We start from the raw sequence: 17,080 nt of genomic DNA, 5'->3' as shown, positions 1-17,080 counted from the left end.
CGCTCAGGCACCGCGGCCGAATCCCGGCTAAGCGGGGCGCGCTTCGGTGTGGCCCGGCTCCGAGGCCGCCGACGGGTCGACACGTTGCGACTGCACCGGCTGGGGAGCCGGCGCCGGGGTTTCGATGGAAGGCGCGTCGGATTTGTTCTCCGTCTGCATTTCGCGCAGCTCGGACTTGAAGATGCGCATCGACTTGCCCAGCGAGCGCGCCGCATCGGGGAGCTTCTTGGCACCGAACAGCAGGATCACGACGACCGCGAGGATCGCCCAGTGCCACGGACTGAGACTGCCCACTTTTGTTACCTCCAGACGTCCACCCGATGCTACCGCAGCGCGGCCTGCTGCCGGTGTGCCCGCGCCGTGCGGTCAGGAGGTCGTTGCCTGGTAAGACTCCAAGGCCGCGGCCGCGGCACCCCGTACACGCTGCGCAAGTGACCGCGGTTCGACCACCCGCACATCCGGCCCGAAACCCAGCACCAGGCGTGTCATCCAATCCTCGGAGGCATACGTCATGACCGCCTCGCAGGATCCGTCGGGCAACTCCTGCACGTCGCGCATCGGGTAGTACTCGAACATCCACGACGCGCGCGGCGCCACTCGCAGCCTGGCCGACGGCAGCGACGGATCGCCGTCGAACAGCGACGTGTCCGGCGGCGCCTGCAGCGCCGGCTGCGGCGGGGCGGCCGGTTCACCCAGCTCGGTGGCCTCGACGATCCGGTCGAAGCGGAACAGCCGCACGCCTTCGGCTTCGCGCGACCACGCCTCCAGATAGCTGTGCCCGCCGATCAGCAACACCCGGATGGGATCGACGATCCGGCTGGTCAGGGTGTCGTGCGAGGCCGAGTAGTAGTCGATGGCCAGCGCGTGTTTGTACTGCACGGCCGTGCGTACGGTGGCCGCGGCCCGGTTCTCGATCGGCGCCGGCTCGTCGATTGCCGTCACCGTGGCATCGTGCCCGACGGCCCCGGCCGCGACGGCGATCTTGGCGATCGCGCTGCGGGCCGCCTCCGGATCGACCACGCCGGGGATGTCGGCCAGCGCCCGCAGTGCTATGAGCAGGCCGGTGGCCTCCGGCGAGGTGAGCTTGAGCGGGCGGTCGATACCCGCCGAGAACGTCACCTCGATGGTGTCGCCGGAGAACTCGAAGTCGATGAGATCACCCGGGAAGTAGCCGGGAAGGCCGCACATCCACAGCTGGTTGAGGTCCTCTTCGAGCTGCTTGGCCGACACCCCGAGCTTGGCGGCGGCCTCGGCACGGGTGATCCGCGGGTTGGCCTGGAAATACGGCACCATGTTGAGCAGCCGCACCAGTCGGGTGGATACCGGTGTCATTCCGAAACTCCCGCCTGGGCACGCAACCGGGCCAGCACGTCGTCGCGCAGCGGTTGCGGCTCGAGCACGACGGCGTCGACCCCGTATCCCGCGATTTCGCGGGCCAGCCGGTCGGAGGAACTGATCTCGAGCTCGATCACCTCGCCACCGCGGCCACCCAGTTGCCGCTCACCCGTGGTGAGCCCGGCGCGACGCAACGCGGTGGCCCGCCCGTCGGCGACCCACACCAGGGCCGTCCCGCCGGTCGGTGTCTCGGCGACGGTCTGCGCGACGATCTTGCGCAGGTCGACGCCGTCGGGAACGGTGACCGCACCGGCGGGGCCGATCGGCTCGACGTCGGCGCCGATGCGGGAGAGCCGGAAGGTGCGAGTGGCGTCACGGTCACGGTCGTGGCCGACGAGATACCAGCGGCCCTTCTGGGTGACCACGCCCCACGGTTCGACGGTGCGCGTGGTGTAGGGCTCGGCGCGTGACGGCCGGTGCGGGAACTGCACGGCCTGTCGAGAATCGATGGCGGACAACAGGATTCCGAGCACATCCTCCGATCCGCGCAATCCCGGCACGCCCTCCGGGGAGGCGATGGCCACCGGGGTGCCGTCATCGAAGGGGTCGACGTCGACGCCGGCGGCCCGCAACTTGAGCAGCGCGCCCTGGGTCGCGGTGATCAACTCGGGTGACTCCCAGAGCTGGGTGGCGACGGCGACCGCGGCCGCCTCATCGGCGGTCAGTTCGACCGGCGGCAGCGAGTACGCGTCGCGGTTGATGCGGTAGCCCTCGCTGGGGTCCAGCGCCGAGACGCGGCCGACCTCAAGGGGGATGCCGAGGTCGCGCAGTTCGTTCTTGTCGCGCTCGAACATCCGGGAAAAGGCCTCGAGGCTCGGGCTTTCCGAATAGCCGGCGACGCTGGACCGGATCTTTTCCGCGGTGATGTAGCCACGAGTGGACAGCAGGGCGATGACGAGATTGACCAGCCGTTCGACTTTCGAGGTCGCCATTTGCTCCAGGTTAGATGGCCACCACCCAGAGCGCGCACCGACTCGCCAACGTCACTCTGGCCACATGAGCCACAGTTAGGCGGGGCACACCCGCTTCGAAATCCTGATAGCGCACGCGATATCGCATTTGCTCGAAGCATCGGTCACCGCGGCGAGGCCAGTGCGACCGGTGTGGCCAGAAGTCGGCCGCCACCTACATGCTGGCGATGAGCCGCTTCACCCGCTCGTCAACCGCCCGGAATGGGTCCTTGCACAGCACGGTGCGCTGCGCCTGGTCATTGAGCTTGAGGTGGACCCAGTCGACGGTGAAGTCGCGGCCGGCGGCCTGGGCGGCGCTGATGAATTCGCCGCGCAGCCTGGCGCGGGTGGTCTGGGGCGGGTTGTCGACCGCCTCGGCGATGTCCTCGTCGGTGGTCACCCGGGTCGCCAGACCCTTGCGCTGCAACAGGTCGAAGACGCCGCGTCCGCGCTTGATGTCGTGGTAGGCGAGGTCCAGCTGGGCGATCTTCGGGTCGGACAGCTCCATGTTGTAGCGATCCTGGTAGCGCTGGAACAGCTTGCGCTTGATCACCCAGTCGATCTCGGTGTCGACCTTGGCGAAGTCCTGGCTTTCCACGGCGTCGAGCTGCCGGCCCCACAGGTCGACGACCTGCTCGATCTGGGCGTTGGGCTCGCGGGTCTGCAGGTGCTCGACGGCGCGGCTGTAGTACTCACGCTGGATGTCCAGCGCGCTGGCCTGACGTCCGCCCGCCAGGCGCACCGGACGGCGCCCGGTGACGTCGTGGCTGACCTCACGGATCGCGCGGATCGGGTTGTCCAGCGAGAAGTCGCGGAACGGCACGCCGGATTCGATCATCTCCAGCACCAACGCGGCGGTGCCCACCTTGAGCATCGTGGTGGTCTCGCACATGTTGGAGTCGCCGACGATCACGTGCAGCCGCCGGTACTTCTCGGCGTCGGCGTGCGGCTCGTCGCGGGTGTTGATGATCGGGCGGCTGCGGGTGGTGGCCGACGACACGCCTTCCCAGATGTGCTCGGCGCGCTGCGATAGGCAGAACGTCGCGGCCTTGGGGGTCTGCAGTACCTTGCCGGCCCCGCAAATCAGCTGGCGGGTAACCAGGAAGGGCAGCAGCACATCGGAGATCCGGGAGAACTCACCGGCCCGCACGATCAGGTAATTCTCGTGGCAGCCGTAGGAGTTGCCGGCCGAGTCGGTGTTGTTCTTGAACAGGTAGATGTCGCCGCCAATGCCCTCGTCGGCAAGCCGCTGCTCGGCGTCTACCAGCAGGTCTTCCAGCACCCATTCCCCGGCCCGGTCGTGGGTGACCAGCTGCACCAGGCTGTCGCATTCGGCGGTGGCGTACTCGGGGTGGCTGCCCACATCGAGGTACAGTCGGGCGCCGTTGCGAAGGAAGACGTTGGAGCTCCGGCCCCACGACACCACCCGGCGGAAAAGGTAGCGGGCCACCTCGTCCGGAGACAGGCGGCGATGGCCGTGGAACGTGCAGGTGACACCGAACTCGGTCTCGATGCCCATGATTCGTCGCTGCACAACATCGAGGGTACTTGTTGTGTCAGGGCGACGGTCAGCAAGCCGCGCCCGCGGGTCTAATCCGAAGTGTCGCCTTCGGAATCCGACGGCTCCGAATCGGATTTCGAGCCCTTCGAATCCACCTCCTGCAGGAGGTTTTCCAGGGTGGACCGGCCGATCCGCCGGAACGCGCGCCGGGGCCGGTTGGCGTCCAGGATGGCGACCTCGAGGCTGGCCACATCCAGCGAAGGCTCGTCGCCGCCGTTGGGGCTGCCCGCCCGCAGCGCCTCCAACGCGATCCCCAAAGCGTCGTGCAGGTCGGCGTTTTCGGCGTAAGACTCCTTGAGCGCGGTGGCGATCGGCTCGGTGGTACCGCCCATCACCACGAAGTGCGGCTCGTCGGCGATGGAACCGTCGTAGGTGATCCGGTACAACTCAGGCGGTTTGGTCTCGCCGTAGTGCGCGACCTCGGCGACGCACAACTCCACCTCGTAGGGCTTGGCCTGCTCGGTGAAGATGGTGCCCAGGGTCTGCGCGTAGACGTTGGCCAGCTGCCGGCCGGTGACGTCGCGGCGGTCGTAGGCGTAGCCGCGGGTGTCGGCGAACTGGATGCCGCCGCGCCGCAGATTGTCGAACTCGTTGAACTTGCCCGCGGCCGCGAAGCCCACGCGGTCGTAGAGTTCGCTGATCTTCTGCAGCGACCGCGACGGGTTCTCCGCGACGAACAGCACGCCACCGGCGTAGGCCAGCGCCACGACGCTGCGGCCCCGGGCGATGCCCTTGCGCGCGAGCTCGCTGCGCTCACGCATCGCCTGCTCAGGCGAGATGAAATACGGGAAGCTCACTTCTCACCGCCATCCGGGCCGAAAGTGTCGGTGCGCGAGCGGCTTTGGATGACCTCCCGGGCCAGCTCGGCGATGCGGCTCTCGGGGACTTCGGCCGCGCCTTCGGCGCCGATGGTGACGGCCGTCGGGAAGATCCCGCGCACCAGATCCGGTCCGCCGGTGGCGGAATCGTCGTCGGCGGCGTCGTACAACGCCTCCACGGCCACCCGCACCGCGGAATCGACGTCGGTGACTTGGGCGTACAACTTCTTGATCGAAGACTTCGCGAAGATCGATCCCGACCCCACCGACTGGTAGCCCTCTTCCTCGATGTTCCAGCCGCCCGCGGCGTCGAACGAGACTATGCGCCCGGCGCTTTCCGGGTCGGCGGCGTGGATGTCGTAGCCCGCCAGCAGCGGCAGGGCCACCAGCCCCTGCATCGCGGCGGCAAGGTTGCCGCGCACCATGATCGCGAGCCGGTTCACCTTGCCGGCGAACGTGAGCGGCACGCCTTCCAGCTTCTCGTAGTGCTCGAGCTCCACGGCGTAGAGGCGGGCGAATTCGACGGCGATGGCGGCCGTGCCGGCGATGCCGGTCGCCGTGTAGTCGTCGGTGATGTACACCTTTTTGACGTCCCGGCCGGCGATCATGTTGCCCTGCGTCGAACGCCGGTCACCGGCGATCAGGACACCGCCGGGGTATTTCAGGGCCACGATCGTGGTGCCGTGCGGCAGATGCGCACCGTCACCACCGGATTGGCTACCGCCGCCACCCAGGACAGCCGGGAGTAATTCGGGCGCCTGGCGGCGCAACAGATCGGCGAAAGAGGACGTATTTACAGCGGAAAATCCGGGAAGTGCCGAGTTAGTGGACAGACGATCGGGAAAAGGCCAGGTCACTGTCCGCCCTTTTGGACGTACGCGCGGACGAAGTCCTCGGCGTTTTCCTCCAGGACGTCGTCAATCTCGTCGAGCAGATCGTCGGTTTCCTCGGTCAGTTTCTCGCGACGCTCTTGGCCCGCAGCGGTAGTGCCAACGACGTCATCTTCGTCGCCGCCGCCACCGCCACGTTTGGTCTGCTCCTGCGCCATCGCCGCCTCCTGCTTTGTCTGGGCTTGCTTACTGGCCGCTTAAGCCGCCCGCTGGTACCTCTACCCTACCGGTCAACGCCGGTCTTCTTCGGTTAACCAGGCTCAGCTCGTCAGTTGTTCAACCAGTTCGACGGCACTGTCGACCGAGTCCAGCAGCGCGCCGACGTGCGCCTTGCTGCCCCGCAGCGGCTCCAGCGTCGGGATGCGCACCAGCGAATCACCACCGAGATCGAAAATCACCGAGTCCCAACTGGCCGCGGCGATGTCGGCGCCGAACCGGCGCAGGCATTCGCCGCGGAAATACGCGCGGGTGTCGGTCGGCGGGTTGTCCACCGCCTCGATCACCTGATGTTCACTGACCAGACGCTTCATCGAGCCACGCGCGACCAGCCGGTTGTACAGGCCCTTGTCCAGCCGGACATCCGAATACTGCAGGTCCACCAGGTGCAGTCGCGGCGCGGACCAGCTCAGGTTCTCCCGCTGCCGGAAACCCTCGAGCAGGCGCAGCTTGGCCGGCCAGTCCAGCAGCTCGGCGCATTCCATCGGGTCGCGCTCGAGCAGATCCAGGACGTGCGCCCAGGTCTCGACAACGTGCGCTGCCCGCGGGTCGGGGTCGCGACCGTCGACCAGTTTGGCCACCCGGTCGAGGTAGATCCGTTGCAGCGCAAGCGCAGTCAGCTCCCGGCCATCGGCCAGGGCCACCGCCACCCGCAGCGACGGATCGCGACTGATCGCATGGACCGCATGCACCGGCCGGGCCAGCGCGAGATCGCTGAGGTCGATGCCGTGCTGCGGGCCTTCTTCGATCAGATCCAGGACCAGCGCCGTGGTGCCCAGCTTCAGGTAGGTCGACGTCTCGGCGAGGTTGGCGTCGCCGATGATCACGTGCAGCCGGCGATACCGGTCGGCGTCGGCGTGCGGTTCGTCGCGGGTGTTGATGATGCCGCGCTTGAGCGTGGTCTCCAGCCCGACCTCGACCTCGATGTAGTCGGAGCGCTGGGAGAGCTGGAAGCCGGGCTCGTCACCCGAGGGGCCGATGCCGACCCGGCCGGAGCCGGTGACGACCTGCCGGGACACAAAGAACGGCGTCAGACCTGCGATGATGGCCGAAAACGGCGTCTGTCGGGACATCAGGTAGTTCTCGTGCGACCCGTACGAGGCGCCCTTGCCGTCGACATTGTTCTTGTAGAGCTGGAGCTTGGCGGCTCCGGGCACGCTGGCGACGTGGCGCGCGGCGGCCTCCATCACCCGCTCGCCGGCCTTGTCCCAGATGACCGCGTCGAGCGGGTCGGTGCACTCGGGCGCGGAGTACTCGGGGTGCGCGTGGTCGACATAGAGCCGTGCCCCGTTGGTCAGGATCATGTTTGCCGCGCCGACCTCGTCGGCGTCGACCACCGGCGGCGGCCCGGCCGAGCGGCTCAGGTCGAAGCCACGGGCGTCGCGCAGCGGCGACTCCACCTCGTAGTCCCACCGGGTGCGCTTGGCGCGCTGAATGCCGGCGGCGGCCGCGTAGGCCAGCACTGCCTGAGTCGAAGTAAGGATCGGGTTGGCGGTCGGGTCGGACGGCGACGAAATGCCGTACTCGACCTCCGTCCCGATAATCCGTTGCATGCGTCAAGGGTAGGCCGGGTGAGGTTGCGCCCCGCGCCGGGGCAAGGTGACCGCCGACGTCGAGCGTCCGCAGATCGTCGAAAAGCCTGCGGCGCAAAGAGAATTCGAAGAGATTGCCGGTGGTGCCGAAGAACAATTCCTGACCTGCGCCTAAACAGCCAGCGCACGGGTTGCCGCGCCACTAGGGTGACCCGGTGTGGGTCTAACTCAGCGCCGCACGCCGGACGTTCAGAAGACGGCAGCGGCCGAACGGTGGTTCCTGGAGCGCGGCCTGCCGTCGGTGCTGACCCGACGGGGCCGATGGCGCCGGCTCTGGCCACGGTGCGCTCCGATGCTTTCCGCGTGGGCGGCGGTAGAAGCGTGCCTGCTGGGCGTCTACGTCATCAGCGACGGCAACGAGGTCTTCATCAACGGCACGCCGACCAGCCGCCAGTGGGCGATCCTGGCGTTGCTGGCCCTCGCACTTCCGCTGGCCGCCCTGATCGGCTGGCTGGTGTCCCGGATCGCCAGCGGGGGCACCCGCGCGGCCGTGGCGACCGCCTCGCTGGCCTTCGCGGTCGCCTGCGGGGTCATCGAATCCGGCCCGATCCAGTTGACCCGGGACGCCGTCATCCTGGTCGTGGTGCTGCTGCTGACCGGCTGCGGCGTCGGGTCGGTGCTCGCCTGGGCGGTGCGGATGACGTTCGAGCACCTCTCGACGGTCGGCACGCTGGCGATCCGGGCCCTGCCGATCGTGCTGCTGACCGCGTTGGTGTTCTTCAACACCTACGTCTGGCTGATGGCAGCGAATATCAACGGGGAGCGGCTGACGCTGGCCATCACTTTTCTGATGGGCATCGCGGGGGCGTTCGTGATATCCAAGACGGTGGAACGGGTGCGGCCGCTGCTGAAGTCGACGGCGTCGCTGCCCGAGGGCAGCCAGAGCCTCGTCGACACCCCGTTCACCGCCATGCACGCCCCCGTGTCCGGCTCACCGCTCAAGCGCACGGAGCGCCTCAATGTGGTGTTCTTGCTCGCGACCTCGCAACTCATCGAGATCCTGGTGGTGGCCTCCGTCGGCGCCACCATGTACCTCATTTTGGGCGTCATCATCCTCACGCCACCGCTGCTCAAGGAGTGGACGCACAACCAGGACATGACCGCGACCGTGTTCGGCATGACGTTCCCGGCGCCGGTTTCACTGATCCACATGTGCCTGTTCCTGGGCGCGCTGACGTTCATGTACATCAGCGCGCGGGCGGTCGACGACGACGAATACCGGGGCATGTTCCTCGACCCGCTGATCGACGACCTGCACACCGCTCTCGCGGCCCGCAACCGCTATCTCGGCAATGTCGCAACGATAGAATGCGAGTAACCAAATGCCCGACCTATCCGGAAAGCGTTACGGCGAAGTGCTTCTCGTGGAAGTCGGTGAATCCGGCCCACAAGCCACCGTCTACAACAGCTTCCCGCTCAACGACTGCCCGGCCGAGCTGTGGTCCAAGCTCGACCCGCAGGCCATCGCGGCGGAGCACGGCGCCGCGGCGGCCTTGCTGAACGGCCCGCGCTACTGGCTGATGAATGCCATCGAAAAGGAGGCCGACGCTCAGCAGGAGCGGATGACGTTCGGCGGGATCGAGATGATCAAGCAAGCCACCGTGCAGCTGTCGTCGATGAACCCCGCGCCGTACACCGTCAACGAAGTGACCCGCAATACGGTCTTCGTCTTCAACGCCGGCGAAGAGATCTACGAGCTGATCGATCCCGACGGCCAGCGCTGGGTCATGCAGACCTGGAGCCAGGTCGCCGACCCCAACCTGTCGCGGGCCGAGCTGGCCGGGCTGGCCGACCGGCTCACGCTGCCGCAGGGTTGGAGCTATCAGCCGCGCGTGCTGGCCGAAACGCTGCGAGTGGACACGACGACGCGCCCCGCCCGCGTGACGCAGGACGACCTGACGAACAGCTACTCGTTCGAATTCGACTGAGCCGCTTAGGGATTGAGTCCCTAGAGGTACTGGCCGAGGTTCGATTCGGTGTCGATGGCGCGCGATGCGCTCGACGACTTGCCGGTGACCAGGGTGCGGATGTACACGATCCGCTCGCCCTTCTTGCCCGAGATCCGCGCCCAGTCGTCGGGGTTGGTGGTGTTGGGCAGGTCCTCGTTCTCGGCGAACTCGTCGACGATCGAGTCGAGCAGATGCTGAATCCGCAAGCCCGATTGGCCGGTTTCCAGCACCGCCTTGATCGCGTTCTTCTTCGCGCGGTCGACGACGTTCTGGATCATCGCCCCGGAGTTGAAGTCCTTGAAGTACATGACTTCCTTGTCACCGTTGGCGTAGGTGACCTCCAGGAACCGGTTGTCGTCGATCTCGGCGTACATCCGCTCGACGACCTTTTCGATCATCGCGGCGATGCAAGCGCCACGGTCGCCGTCGAACTCGGCGATGTCGTCGGCGTGCACCGGCAGCGTCTCAACCAAGTACTTCGAGAAGATGTCTTGTGCCGCTTCGGCATCGGGCCGCTCGATCTTGATCTTCACGTCGAGACGTCCGGGCCGCAGGATCGCGGGGTCGATCATGTCCTCACGGTTGGAGGCACCGATCACGATGACGTTCTCCAGCCCCTCCACACCGTCGATCTCGCTCAGCAGCTGCGGGACCACCGTGGTCTCGACGTCGGAGGAGACGCCGGTACCGCGGGTGCGGAAGATGGAGTCCATCTCGTCGAAGAACACGATCACCGGTGTGCCCTCGGAGGCCTTCTCACGGGCGCGCTGGAAGATCAGCCGGATGTGCCGCTCGGTCTCGCCGACGAACTTGTTCAGCAGCTCGGGGCCCTTGATGTTCAAGAAGTACGACTTGGCCTCGCGGGCGTCGTCGCCGCGCACCTCGGCCATCTTCTTGGCCAGCGAGTTGGCGACCGCCTTGGCGATCAACGTCTTACCGCACCCCGGCGGGCCGTAGAGCAACACACCCTTGGGCGGACGCAATGCGTACTCCCGGTAGAGGTCCTTGTGCAGGAACGGTAGCTCGACGGCGTCGCGGATCTGCTCGATCTGCCGGGTCAGGCCACCGATGTCCTGGTAGCTGACGTCGGGCACCTCTTCCAGCACCAGGTCCTCGACCTCGGCCTTGGGGATGCGCTCGAACGCGTAGCCGGCTTTGGTGTCGACGAGTAGAGAATCGCCAGGCCGCAGTTTCCGCGGCCTGGTGTCATCGTTGAGTGCGTCGGGGTGCCCCTCCGGCAGGTCCTCGGCCACCAGGGGGTCGGCGAGCCACACGATCCGTTCCTCGTCGGCGTGGCCGACGACCAACGCGCGGTGGCCGTCGTTGAGCACCTCGCGCAGAGTCGAGATCTCGCCGACGGATTCGAACGTCCCAGCCTCGACGACGGTCAGGGCTTCGTTGAGCCGGACCGTCTGTCCCTTGCGCAGCGACGACACGTCGATGTTGGGCGAGCATGTCAATCGCATCTTGCGACCCGAGGTGAACACGTCGACCGTTTCATCCTCATGGGACGAGAGCAAGACGCCGTATCCGCTCGGCGGCTGCCCGAGCCGATCGACCTCCTCGCGCAAGGCAAGTAACTGCTGTCGGGCCTCTTTAAGAGTTTCCATTAATTTGGAATTGCGCGCGGCGAGCGAGTCGATGCGGGCCTCGAGTTGATGCACATCGCGCGCGGAGCGTGTACTGCCCGCCGACCCGGCGGCTTGCTCGAGTTGCTCGCGGAGTACCGCGGCCTCGCGTCGTAACTGTTCCAGCTCTGCAGCATCGCTGCTGGACATACCAGTTTCGTCATTGATCCCGAATGCTTCAGAACGCTCTGAGTCACCCATGTTGCGCTCCTTTCCCGCCCCGAATTGATGCGGTGGATCCTTACAACGCTACCGGCGATTGGCCGTTCATGCGTGAACTCAAAAGCCATCAAAAGTCGCGTCTTTACTCCCGCTGGTAACCTCGGCGTCGATTTGGGACCACCGAGAGGACACCCCTTGACCGCAAAACCCCTCACCACAGGCCTTGCCGTGGTCGCGGTCATCAACGCAATGTTTCCAACTGTGACTTCCATTGCACCAGTTGGCCCGATCGCAGCAACCACCGCCCTCCAAGAATCAGGCGTGGCCGAATAGCCCGGCCGGTTCGACGGATGCAGCGACACCTGTCCGTAGCACTGAGCACCGCCACCGCAGTGGCGGCCCTCGGGATCGCGGCGTGCTCACACAGCGAACCCAAGGTGCTGCCGTCGACCAGTTCGGGGGTGGTTGCGCCGACGTCCAGTCCGTTGCTCGTCGCGGCTCCCCCGACCGCGCCCCTGCCCGTCCCCGAGGCTCTGGTCGAGGTGCTGAACCGGCTTGTCGACCCGAACGTGCCGGGCACCAACAAGGTGAACCTCGTCGAAGGCGCGACGCCGGAGAGCGCGGCCCAGCTGGACAAGTTCATCAACGCGCTGCGCGACAACGGCTACCTGCCGATGACCTTCGCGACGAACAGCATCGCGTGGTCGGACAAGAACCCGGCCAACGTGGTGGCCACCGTCAGCGTCAAGACCGCCAAGGCGAACAACGGCGCGTTCACCTTCCCGATGGAGTTCGCGCCGTTGGCAGGCGGCTGGCAGCTGTCCCGGCGAACAGCGGAAATGCTGTTGGCACTGGGCAACTCGCCCGCCCCGACGCCTCCGGCGCCTCCGCCACCCGCGCTTCCCCTGCCACCGCCGCCGGAACCCGTCGAGCCGCCGCCCCCTCCGCCTCTTCCGACGCCCCCTCCGGCGCCGCCGCCGTCGGCCGCACCTGCTCCGCCTCCTCCTGCACCGCCACCCCCACCCGAGCCACCGCCTCCTCCTGCTGAGCCACCGCCGGCCCCGCCTGAGCCGCCGGCTCCCGAGTCCGCGCCACCTCCGCCCGGCTGATGTGGATCGCCTGGCTCGAGTTCGACGTGTTGCTGGGCGACGTGCGATCGCTCAAGCAGAAGCGGTCGGCGATCCGTCCCGTCGTCGCCGAACTGCGCCGCAAGTTCAGCGTGTCGGCCGCCGAGACCGGTTCGCGGGATCTGTTACGACGGGCGGGCATCGGGGTGGCCGTCGTGTCCGGTGACCGTGGCCATGCGGTCGAAGTTCTGGACGCGGCCGAGCGTCTGGTCGCCGCGCATCCCGAGTTCGAGCTGCTGTCGGTGCGACGCTCGGTGCTGCGCAGCGAGGACAGCGAGGACTAACTAGCCCTAGCCGTCGCGACCCGGGCGCTTGCGGCCCAACGGCATCGGGGCCACCGTCCCCGGCGCGAGCCGTCGCGACGCCACCAGGAATGCGGTGTGCCCGCGCATCGTGTGCTGGGGCCGGACAGACAGTCCGACGGCATGCCAACCGCGCTGCATCGTCTCCCAGGCGCGCGGTTCGGTCCAGCACTCCTGGGCCCGCAGCGCCTCCACCACCTTCGACAGCTGGGTGACCGTGGCCACGTAGATCACCAGCACCCCGCCGGCGACGACCAGCCGCGACACGGAGTCCAGCACCTCCCACGGCGAGAGCATGTCCAGCACGGCCCGGTCGAACGAGCCGTCGGGCAGCCCGGAGTCGACGACATCGCCGATGATCAGCTCCCAGTTGGCGGGCGGCCCACCGAAAAAGACGTCCACATTGCGCCGTGCGTGTTCGGCGTGATCGGCGCGCACCTCGTAGGAGACCACCCGCCCGTCGGGCCCCACCGCGCGCAACAGCGAACAGGTCAACGCGCCGGATCCGGCTCCGGCCTCCAGTACACGGGCACCCGGGAAGATGTCGCCCTCGTGCACGATCTGGGCGGCGTCCTTGGGATAGATGACCTGCGGACCGCGCGGCATCGACATGATGTAGTCGACCAGCAGGGGGCGCAGCACCAGGTAGGGGTTGCCGTTGCTGGATTTGACCACGCTGCCCTGTTCCAGCCCGATGATCGCGTCGTGCGGGATCGCTCCGCGGTGGGTGTGGAACTCGGCGCCTTCGGTGAGCTCCATCGTGTAGTGCCGGCCCTTGGCGTCGGTGAGCTGAACGCGCTCGCCGACGACGAATGGACCGGTGTTGGACACGCCGTTCAGCGTGCCAGCCGACTCGCCGTTGTCGATGCTCGGGGTTGTCGGCGCTGCGTCCTAGGCTGCGAATATGACCGACCAGCCGCAAGACCAGGCACGGGCGGCTTCCAGGCCCGCGCTGTCACCTTCGCGGGCGGCGGATTTCAAGCAGTGCCCGTTGCTGTACCGGTTCCGGGCGATCGACCGGCTGCCCGAGCCGCCGTCGACCGCGCAGATCCGCGGGTCGGTGGTGCACGCCGCACTCGAACAGCTCTACGGCCTGCCCGCGGCATCACGAGGCCCGGACACCGCGATATCGCTCGTGGAGCCCGCGTGGGAGCAGGTGATGGCCGCCGAGCCCGGCCGGTTCGCGGAGCTGGACTCCGTGCTGCGGACGCAGGTGCTCGACGAGGCCCGCGCGCTGCTGTCCGGCTATTACCGCCTGGAAGACCCGACCCGATTCGACCCGCAATGCTGCGAGCAGCGGGTGGAGGTGGAACTCGCCGACGGCACGCTGCTGCGCGGGTTCATCGACCGGATCGACGTCGCCGCCACCGGCGAGCTGCGGGTGGTCGACTACAAGACCGGCAAGGCGCCGCCGGAGGCGCGAGCGCTGGCCGAATTCAAGGCGATGTTCCAGATGAAGTTCTATGCGGTGGCGCTGCTGCGCAGCCGCGGCGTGCCGCCCACCCGGCTGCGGCTGATCTACCTCGCCGACGGCCAGGTGCTGGACTACTCGCCCGAGCTCGACGAGCTGCTGCGCTTCGAGAAGACCCTGATGGCGATCTGGCGTGCCATCCAATCCGCCGGTGCGACAGGCGATTTCCGCCCCAGTAAGTCGCGGTTGTGCGACTGGTGCCCGCACCACGAGCACTGCCCGGTTTTCGGCGGCACCCCGCCGCCCTATCCCGGCTGGCCGGATGGCGTTCGGGCGCAAGGCGGCGCGGACGCGGCGTTGCTTGCGGGACTTCACCTGGTTGCCGGGGACTCCGAACCTGCCGCCTGAGCAGGAATCCGTCGGGCACGTCGTGATTGCGGATCGTTCCGCAAACTCATTCATTCGAGCGCTCACGTGTGACACGACCTAACTGCCATCCGGTGAAAGGAGGCCGCACCGATGGAGGGCATCCATCGACTGGCACCGGGTAGCGTGTTCGCGGGCTATCAGATCTTGAAACCACTGGGCGTCGGTGGTTTCGGCGCCGTTTATCTGGCCCGGCATCCAAACCTGAACAAGCTGGTCGCGCTCAAGGCCTTGGATTTCCGAACTTCCGACGAGCAGGCGCGCAAGTAGGTAGAGCAGAAGTTCCGCGGCGAGGCCGACCTGCTGGCCCAACTCGACGAGCACGAGAACATCGTCACTGTTTTCGACCGCGACACCACGAATGGCGTGATGTGGATCGCGATGCGCTACATCGCCGGTGTGGACTGCGATAAAACTGTCAGCGCGGGCCCGCTGAGCCCCGACCGTGCGGTTCGCATCATCGCCGATGTCGCCGACGCACTCGAGTTCGCCCACCGGCACGGCGTTGTGCACCTAGTCGAGCGGTGACATCTCCTGCAGAATCGTGGGAATGAGCTCGCTGACGGTGGGGTGAATGTGCATCGTGCGCGACAGCGTGGTGTAGGGCGCCTTGGCCGACATGATGTCCAGGATGGCGTGAATCGCTTCGTCGCCACCGACCCCGAGGATGGTCGCTCCGAGAATCTGATCGGTTTCAGCGTCGACGACGACCTGCATAAAGCCTTGCGTCTCACCCTTTTCCACGGCCCGGCCGACCCTGGTCATCGGCCGTCTGCCGAGTAGCGCCTTGCGGCCCGACTTACGGACCTCGCCGACGGTCATCCCGGCGCGGCTCAACGGCGGATCGATGTAGAGCGCATAGGTGGTGATGCGGTCGCTCACCCGGCGCGGATCGTCGTCGAGCAGGTTGGCGGCCACGATCTCGTAGTCGTTGTACGAGGTGTGGGTGAATGCGCCTTTGCCGTTGCAATCGCCCATCGCCCAGATGTGATCGACGTTGGTCTTGAGCGCATCGTCGACAACGATGTAGCCGCGTGCGTCGGTCTGCACGCCGGCGTCCTCGAGGCCCAAGTCGTCGGTGTTGGGCCGCCGTCCCACCGCCAGCAACAGATGGCTGCCCGGTGTCGGGTCGGCACCGGCGCGGGGCGTTAGTTCGAATCCGTTGTCGCTCTTGCTGACCCGTACGCCGTCGGCATTGAGGATGATGTTGATGCCTTCGGCCTCCAGGATCTCCTTGATGGTGGCCGAGACGTCCTCGTCCTCGCGGGAGGCCAACCGGGGGCCGCGCTCGACGACAGTGACCGCCGAGCCGAAGCGCCGGTACATCTGGGCGAACTCCAGCGCGATGTAGCCGCCGCCGATGATGACGAGATGCGTTGGCAGCGTGTCAAGTTCAAGGATGGACACGTTGGTGAGGTAGTCGACGTCGTCCAGGCCCGCGATGTTGGGGACCACCGCGCGGCCACCGACGTTGAGGAAGATCCGGTCGGCGTGCAGCTCCTCGCCGTCGACACGCATGGTGTGTGGATCGGTGAAACGTGCGTGTCCGCGAAAGACGGTGCATCCGTCCATGCCGTCCAGCCAGTCCTCGATGGCCTTACGGTCGGCCAGCACGATACCGTCCTTGCGGGCCTTGACTTTCGCCATGTCCACGCTGATCCACCCGGTCGCGACACCGAATTCGGTGCTGCGACGCGCCAGCTGGGCGACGTGCGCGCTGGCGACCAGCGTCTTGCTCGGAATGCACCCGTTGTTGACGCAGGTACCGCCGATCAGTTTGCGTTCGACGATCGCGACGCGCTGCCCGGCGGCGGTGAGCCGCCCCGCAAGCGATGGCCCTGCCTGACCGGCACCGACGATGATCGCATCGAAATGCGTGGTCACTTAACGGCCGAGGCGAGGTACTCGACCAGCACGTGACCCGTCAGCGCAGCGATGGCGAACCCGCCCAAGACCGCAACCGCATCCTCGAGCAGCGCGATCGGCAGGTCCCGCCCGCCGCTCACCGCGACCAGCCGCTTGCGTGCCTGATAGCCGCCGAGGGTGCCGAGCACCGCACCGATGACACCGGCCCCGAGTGCGGAAAAGGTCCAGTGCGGCCAGGCGCCAAGCGCCGCGCCCGCCAGCCCGCCCATGACGAGCCGGGCGGCGAACACCGGTGGCGCCGTGCGCGGTGGCGTCTTGGGCAGCTTGTCGTTGACCAGTTCGCCGACGGCGAGAACGGAAAATACGACGACCGTGATGATGTTGGCGAACCAGGATGCCCACGTGCCGTGCAAGTCGATCCAGCCGAGGTATGCCGCCCATGCGACCACCGCGGGCGCCGTGAGGGAGCGCAACCCGGCGACAACGCCAATCAGCAAAGCCAGCAACAGAACGAGGACATGTGTCACGGAGAACCTCCTGAGGAGATGTCGGACCATCAACTTTGGCCCGCGGGGTTAAGAGTCGTTCATCGGTGGGCGCGGTGCCAGCGTAGCTAGCAGTAGCCCAATGCAGTCGTGCAGATGGATCTGTTAGCGAAGTGCCAGTTTAGGAGTACGCGAGATTACTAGCGAGTCCTTTGATCGACTCCTGCCCTTGATGCGGACCCCGGTGGTATCGGCTCAACACAGAGACGCGATCAAGGGCCAGATTTGTATACATGTATACG

The 17,080-nt window shown here is 66.9% G+C and carries 17 protein-coding genes and 1 pseudogene; 6 read left to right on the top strand and 12 right to left on the bottom strand.

The features are described 5' to 3' along the window. Nucleotides 1-27 precede the first annotated feature (27 nt). The 8 genes from tatA to dop form a co-directional block, all read right to left on the bottom strand. On the bottom strand, nucleotides 28-294 hold the full coding sequence (gene tatA, locus G6N55_RS01230) for a Sec-independent protein translocase subunit TatA (protein WP_085220389.1): 267 nt from the start codon (nucleotides 292-294) through the stop codon (nucleotides 28-30). A gap of 72 nt (nucleotides 295-366) precedes the next feature. Next, a complete protein-coding gene (locus G6N55_RS01225; protein WP_085220390.1) occupies nucleotides 367-1,332 on the bottom strand; it encodes a helix-turn-helix transcriptional regulator in 966 nt (321 codons plus the stop codon). After that, nucleotides 1,329-2,327, bottom strand: a complete 999-nt coding sequence (locus G6N55_RS01220) for a helix-turn-helix transcriptional regulator (protein WP_085220391.1) — start codon at nucleotides 2,325-2,327, stop codon at nucleotides 1,329-1,331. Before G6N55_RS01220 ends, G6N55_RS01225 begins: the two co-directional genes overlap by 4 nt. Before the next feature lie 193 nt (nucleotides 2,328-2,520). Further along, entirely contained in the window at nucleotides 2,521-3,879 is a 1,359-nt protein-coding gene (pafA, locus tag G6N55_RS01215) for a Pup--protein ligase (protein ID WP_139826680.1), read from the bottom strand. A 56-nt stretch (nucleotides 3,880-3,935) separates the two neighbouring features. Next, nucleotides 3,936-4,703 (bottom strand): proteasome subunit alpha, encoded by a 768-nt coding sequence (gene prcA, locus G6N55_RS01210; protein ID WP_085220393.1) that lies wholly within the window; start codon nucleotides 4,701-4,703, stop codon nucleotides 3,936-3,938. Next, on the bottom strand, nucleotides 4,700-5,581 hold the full coding sequence (gene prcB, locus G6N55_RS01205; protein ID WP_085220394.1) for a proteasome subunit beta: 882 nt from the start codon (nucleotides 5,579-5,581) through the stop codon (nucleotides 4,700-4,702). Before prcB ends, prcA begins: the two co-directional genes overlap by 4 nt. Further along, nucleotides 5,578-5,772: a ubiquitin-like protein Pup gene (locus tag G6N55_RS01200; RefSeq protein WP_085220395.1), complete on the bottom strand. Its 195-nt coding sequence runs from the start codon at nucleotides 5,770-5,772 to the stop codon at nucleotides 5,578-5,580. The genes prcB and G6N55_RS01200 overlap by 4 nt, the downstream gene beginning before the upstream one ends. A gap of 102 nt (nucleotides 5,773-5,874) precedes the next feature. Next, nucleotides 5,875-7,383 (bottom strand): pup deamidase/depupylase, encoded by a 1,509-nt coding sequence (dop, locus tag G6N55_RS01195; protein WP_085220396.1) that lies wholly within the window; start codon nucleotides 7,381-7,383, stop codon nucleotides 5,875-5,877. A 196-nt stretch (nucleotides 7,384-7,579) separates the two neighbouring features. Between dop and G6N55_RS01190 the strand changes: the two genes are divergently transcribed. After that, nucleotides 7,580-8,740, top strand: coding sequence for a hypothetical protein (locus G6N55_RS01190; protein ID WP_085220397.1), 1,161 nt, complete (start codon nucleotides 7,580-7,582; stop codon nucleotides 8,738-8,740). A 4-nt stretch (nucleotides 8,741-8,744) separates the two neighbouring features. Then, nucleotides 8,745-9,350 (top strand): hypothetical protein, encoded by a 606-nt coding sequence (locus G6N55_RS01185; protein ID WP_085220398.1) that lies wholly within the window; start codon nucleotides 8,745-8,747, stop codon nucleotides 9,348-9,350. A gap of 20 nt (nucleotides 9,351-9,370) precedes the next feature. Here the strand turns inward: G6N55_RS01185 and arc are convergent, their stop codons facing one another. After that, nucleotides 9,371-11,200, bottom strand: coding sequence for a proteasome ATPase (gene arc, locus G6N55_RS01180; protein ID WP_085220399.1), 1,830 nt, complete (start codon nucleotides 11,198-11,200; stop codon nucleotides 9,371-9,373). A gap of 311 nt (nucleotides 11,201-11,511) precedes the next feature. Here arc and G6N55_RS01175 point away from each other — a divergent pair. Beyond that, nucleotides 11,512-12,081 (top strand): annotated as a pseudogene (locus tag G6N55_RS01175) (hypothetical protein); the annotation flags it as partial. Nucleotides 12,082-12,269: 188 nt separating this feature from the next. Then, entirely contained in the window at nucleotides 12,270-12,572 is a 303-nt protein-coding gene (locus G6N55_RS01170; protein ID WP_085220400.1) for a DUF503 domain-containing protein, read from the top strand. Nucleotides 12,573-12,578: 6 nt separating this feature from the next. On the opposite strand, the gene trmI is transcribed toward G6N55_RS01170, so the two are convergent. Then, nucleotides 12,579-13,421, bottom strand: coding sequence for a tRNA (adenine(58)-N(1))-methyltransferase TrmI (gene trmI, locus G6N55_RS01165; RefSeq protein WP_085220401.1), 843 nt, complete (start codon nucleotides 13,419-13,421; stop codon nucleotides 12,579-12,581). A gap of 73 nt (nucleotides 13,422-13,494) precedes the next feature. Here trmI and G6N55_RS01160 point away from each other — a divergent pair, with 73 nt between their 5' ends. Both G6N55_RS01160 and G6N55_RS30280 read left to right on the top strand, forming a co-directional pair. Further along, nucleotides 13,495-14,409, top strand: coding sequence for a RecB family exonuclease (locus G6N55_RS01160; RefSeq protein ID WP_085220402.1), 915 nt, complete (start codon nucleotides 13,495-13,497; stop codon nucleotides 14,407-14,409). A 318-nt stretch (nucleotides 14,410-14,727) separates the two neighbouring features. Then, nucleotides 14,728-14,955: a protein kinase domain-containing protein gene (locus G6N55_RS30280; RefSeq protein ID WP_085220403.1), complete on the top strand. Its 228-nt coding sequence runs from the start codon at nucleotides 14,728-14,730 to the stop codon at nucleotides 14,953-14,955. On the opposite strand, the gene G6N55_RS01150 is transcribed toward G6N55_RS30280, so the two are convergent. Continuing rightward, the gene (locus G6N55_RS01150; protein ID WP_085220404.1) at nucleotides 14,941-16,311 is read right to left on the bottom strand and encodes an FAD-containing oxidoreductase; all 1,371 of its coding nucleotides are present in this window, start codon (nucleotides 16,309-16,311) and stop codon (nucleotides 14,941-14,943) included. The two genes, G6N55_RS30280 and G6N55_RS01150, sit on opposite strands and share 15 nt — an antisense overlap. Then, the gene (locus tag G6N55_RS01145) at nucleotides 16,308-16,820 is read right to left on the bottom strand and encodes a DUF4126 domain-containing protein (RefSeq protein WP_163667116.1); all 513 of its coding nucleotides are present in this window, start codon (nucleotides 16,818-16,820) and stop codon (nucleotides 16,308-16,310) included. Before G6N55_RS01145 ends, G6N55_RS01150 begins: the two co-directional genes overlap by 4 nt. Nucleotides 16,821-17,080 lie beyond the last annotated feature (260 nt).

It is taken from the genome of Mycobacterium florentinum (assembly GCF_010730355.1).
Taxonomy (GTDB): Bacteria; Actinomycetota; Actinomycetes; order Mycobacteriales; family Mycobacteriaceae; genus Mycobacterium; species Mycobacterium florentinum.
This window is presented reverse-complemented; position numbering and strand designations above follow the sequence as displayed.

Bases quoted from the DNA above. Each gene is read 5' to 3' on its own strand.
- G6N55_RS01200 (WP_085220395.1), bottom strand. From the start codon at position 5,772: ATGGCGCAGGAGCAGACCAAACGTGGCGGTGGCGGCGGCGACGAAGAT.
- G6N55_RS01220 (WP_085220391.1), bottom strand. From the start codon at position 2,327: ATGGCGACCTCGAAAGTCGAACGGCTGGTCAATCTCGTCATCGCCCTG.
- dop (WP_085220396.1), bottom strand. From the start codon at position 7,383: ATGCAACGGATTATCGGGACGGAGGTCGAGTACGGCATTTCGTCGCCG.
- G6N55_RS01185 (WP_085220398.1), top strand. From the start codon at position 8,745: ATGCCCGACCTATCCGGAAAGCGTTACGGCGAAGTGCTTCTCGTGGAA.
- G6N55_RS01160 (WP_085220402.1), top strand. From the start codon at position 13,495: ATGACCGACCAGCCGCAAGACCAGGCACGGGCGGCTTCCAGGCCCGCG.
- G6N55_RS01225 (WP_085220390.1), bottom strand. From the start codon at position 1,332: ATGACACCGGTATCCACCCGACTGGTGCGGCTGCTCAACATGGTGCCG.
- arc (WP_085220399.1), bottom strand. From the start codon at position 11,200: ATGGGTGACTCAGAGCGTTCTGAAGCATTCGGGATCAATGACGAAACT.
- G6N55_RS01170 (WP_085220400.1), top strand. From the start codon at position 12,270: ATGTGGATCGCCTGGCTCGAGTTCGACGTGTTGCTGGGCGACGTGCGA.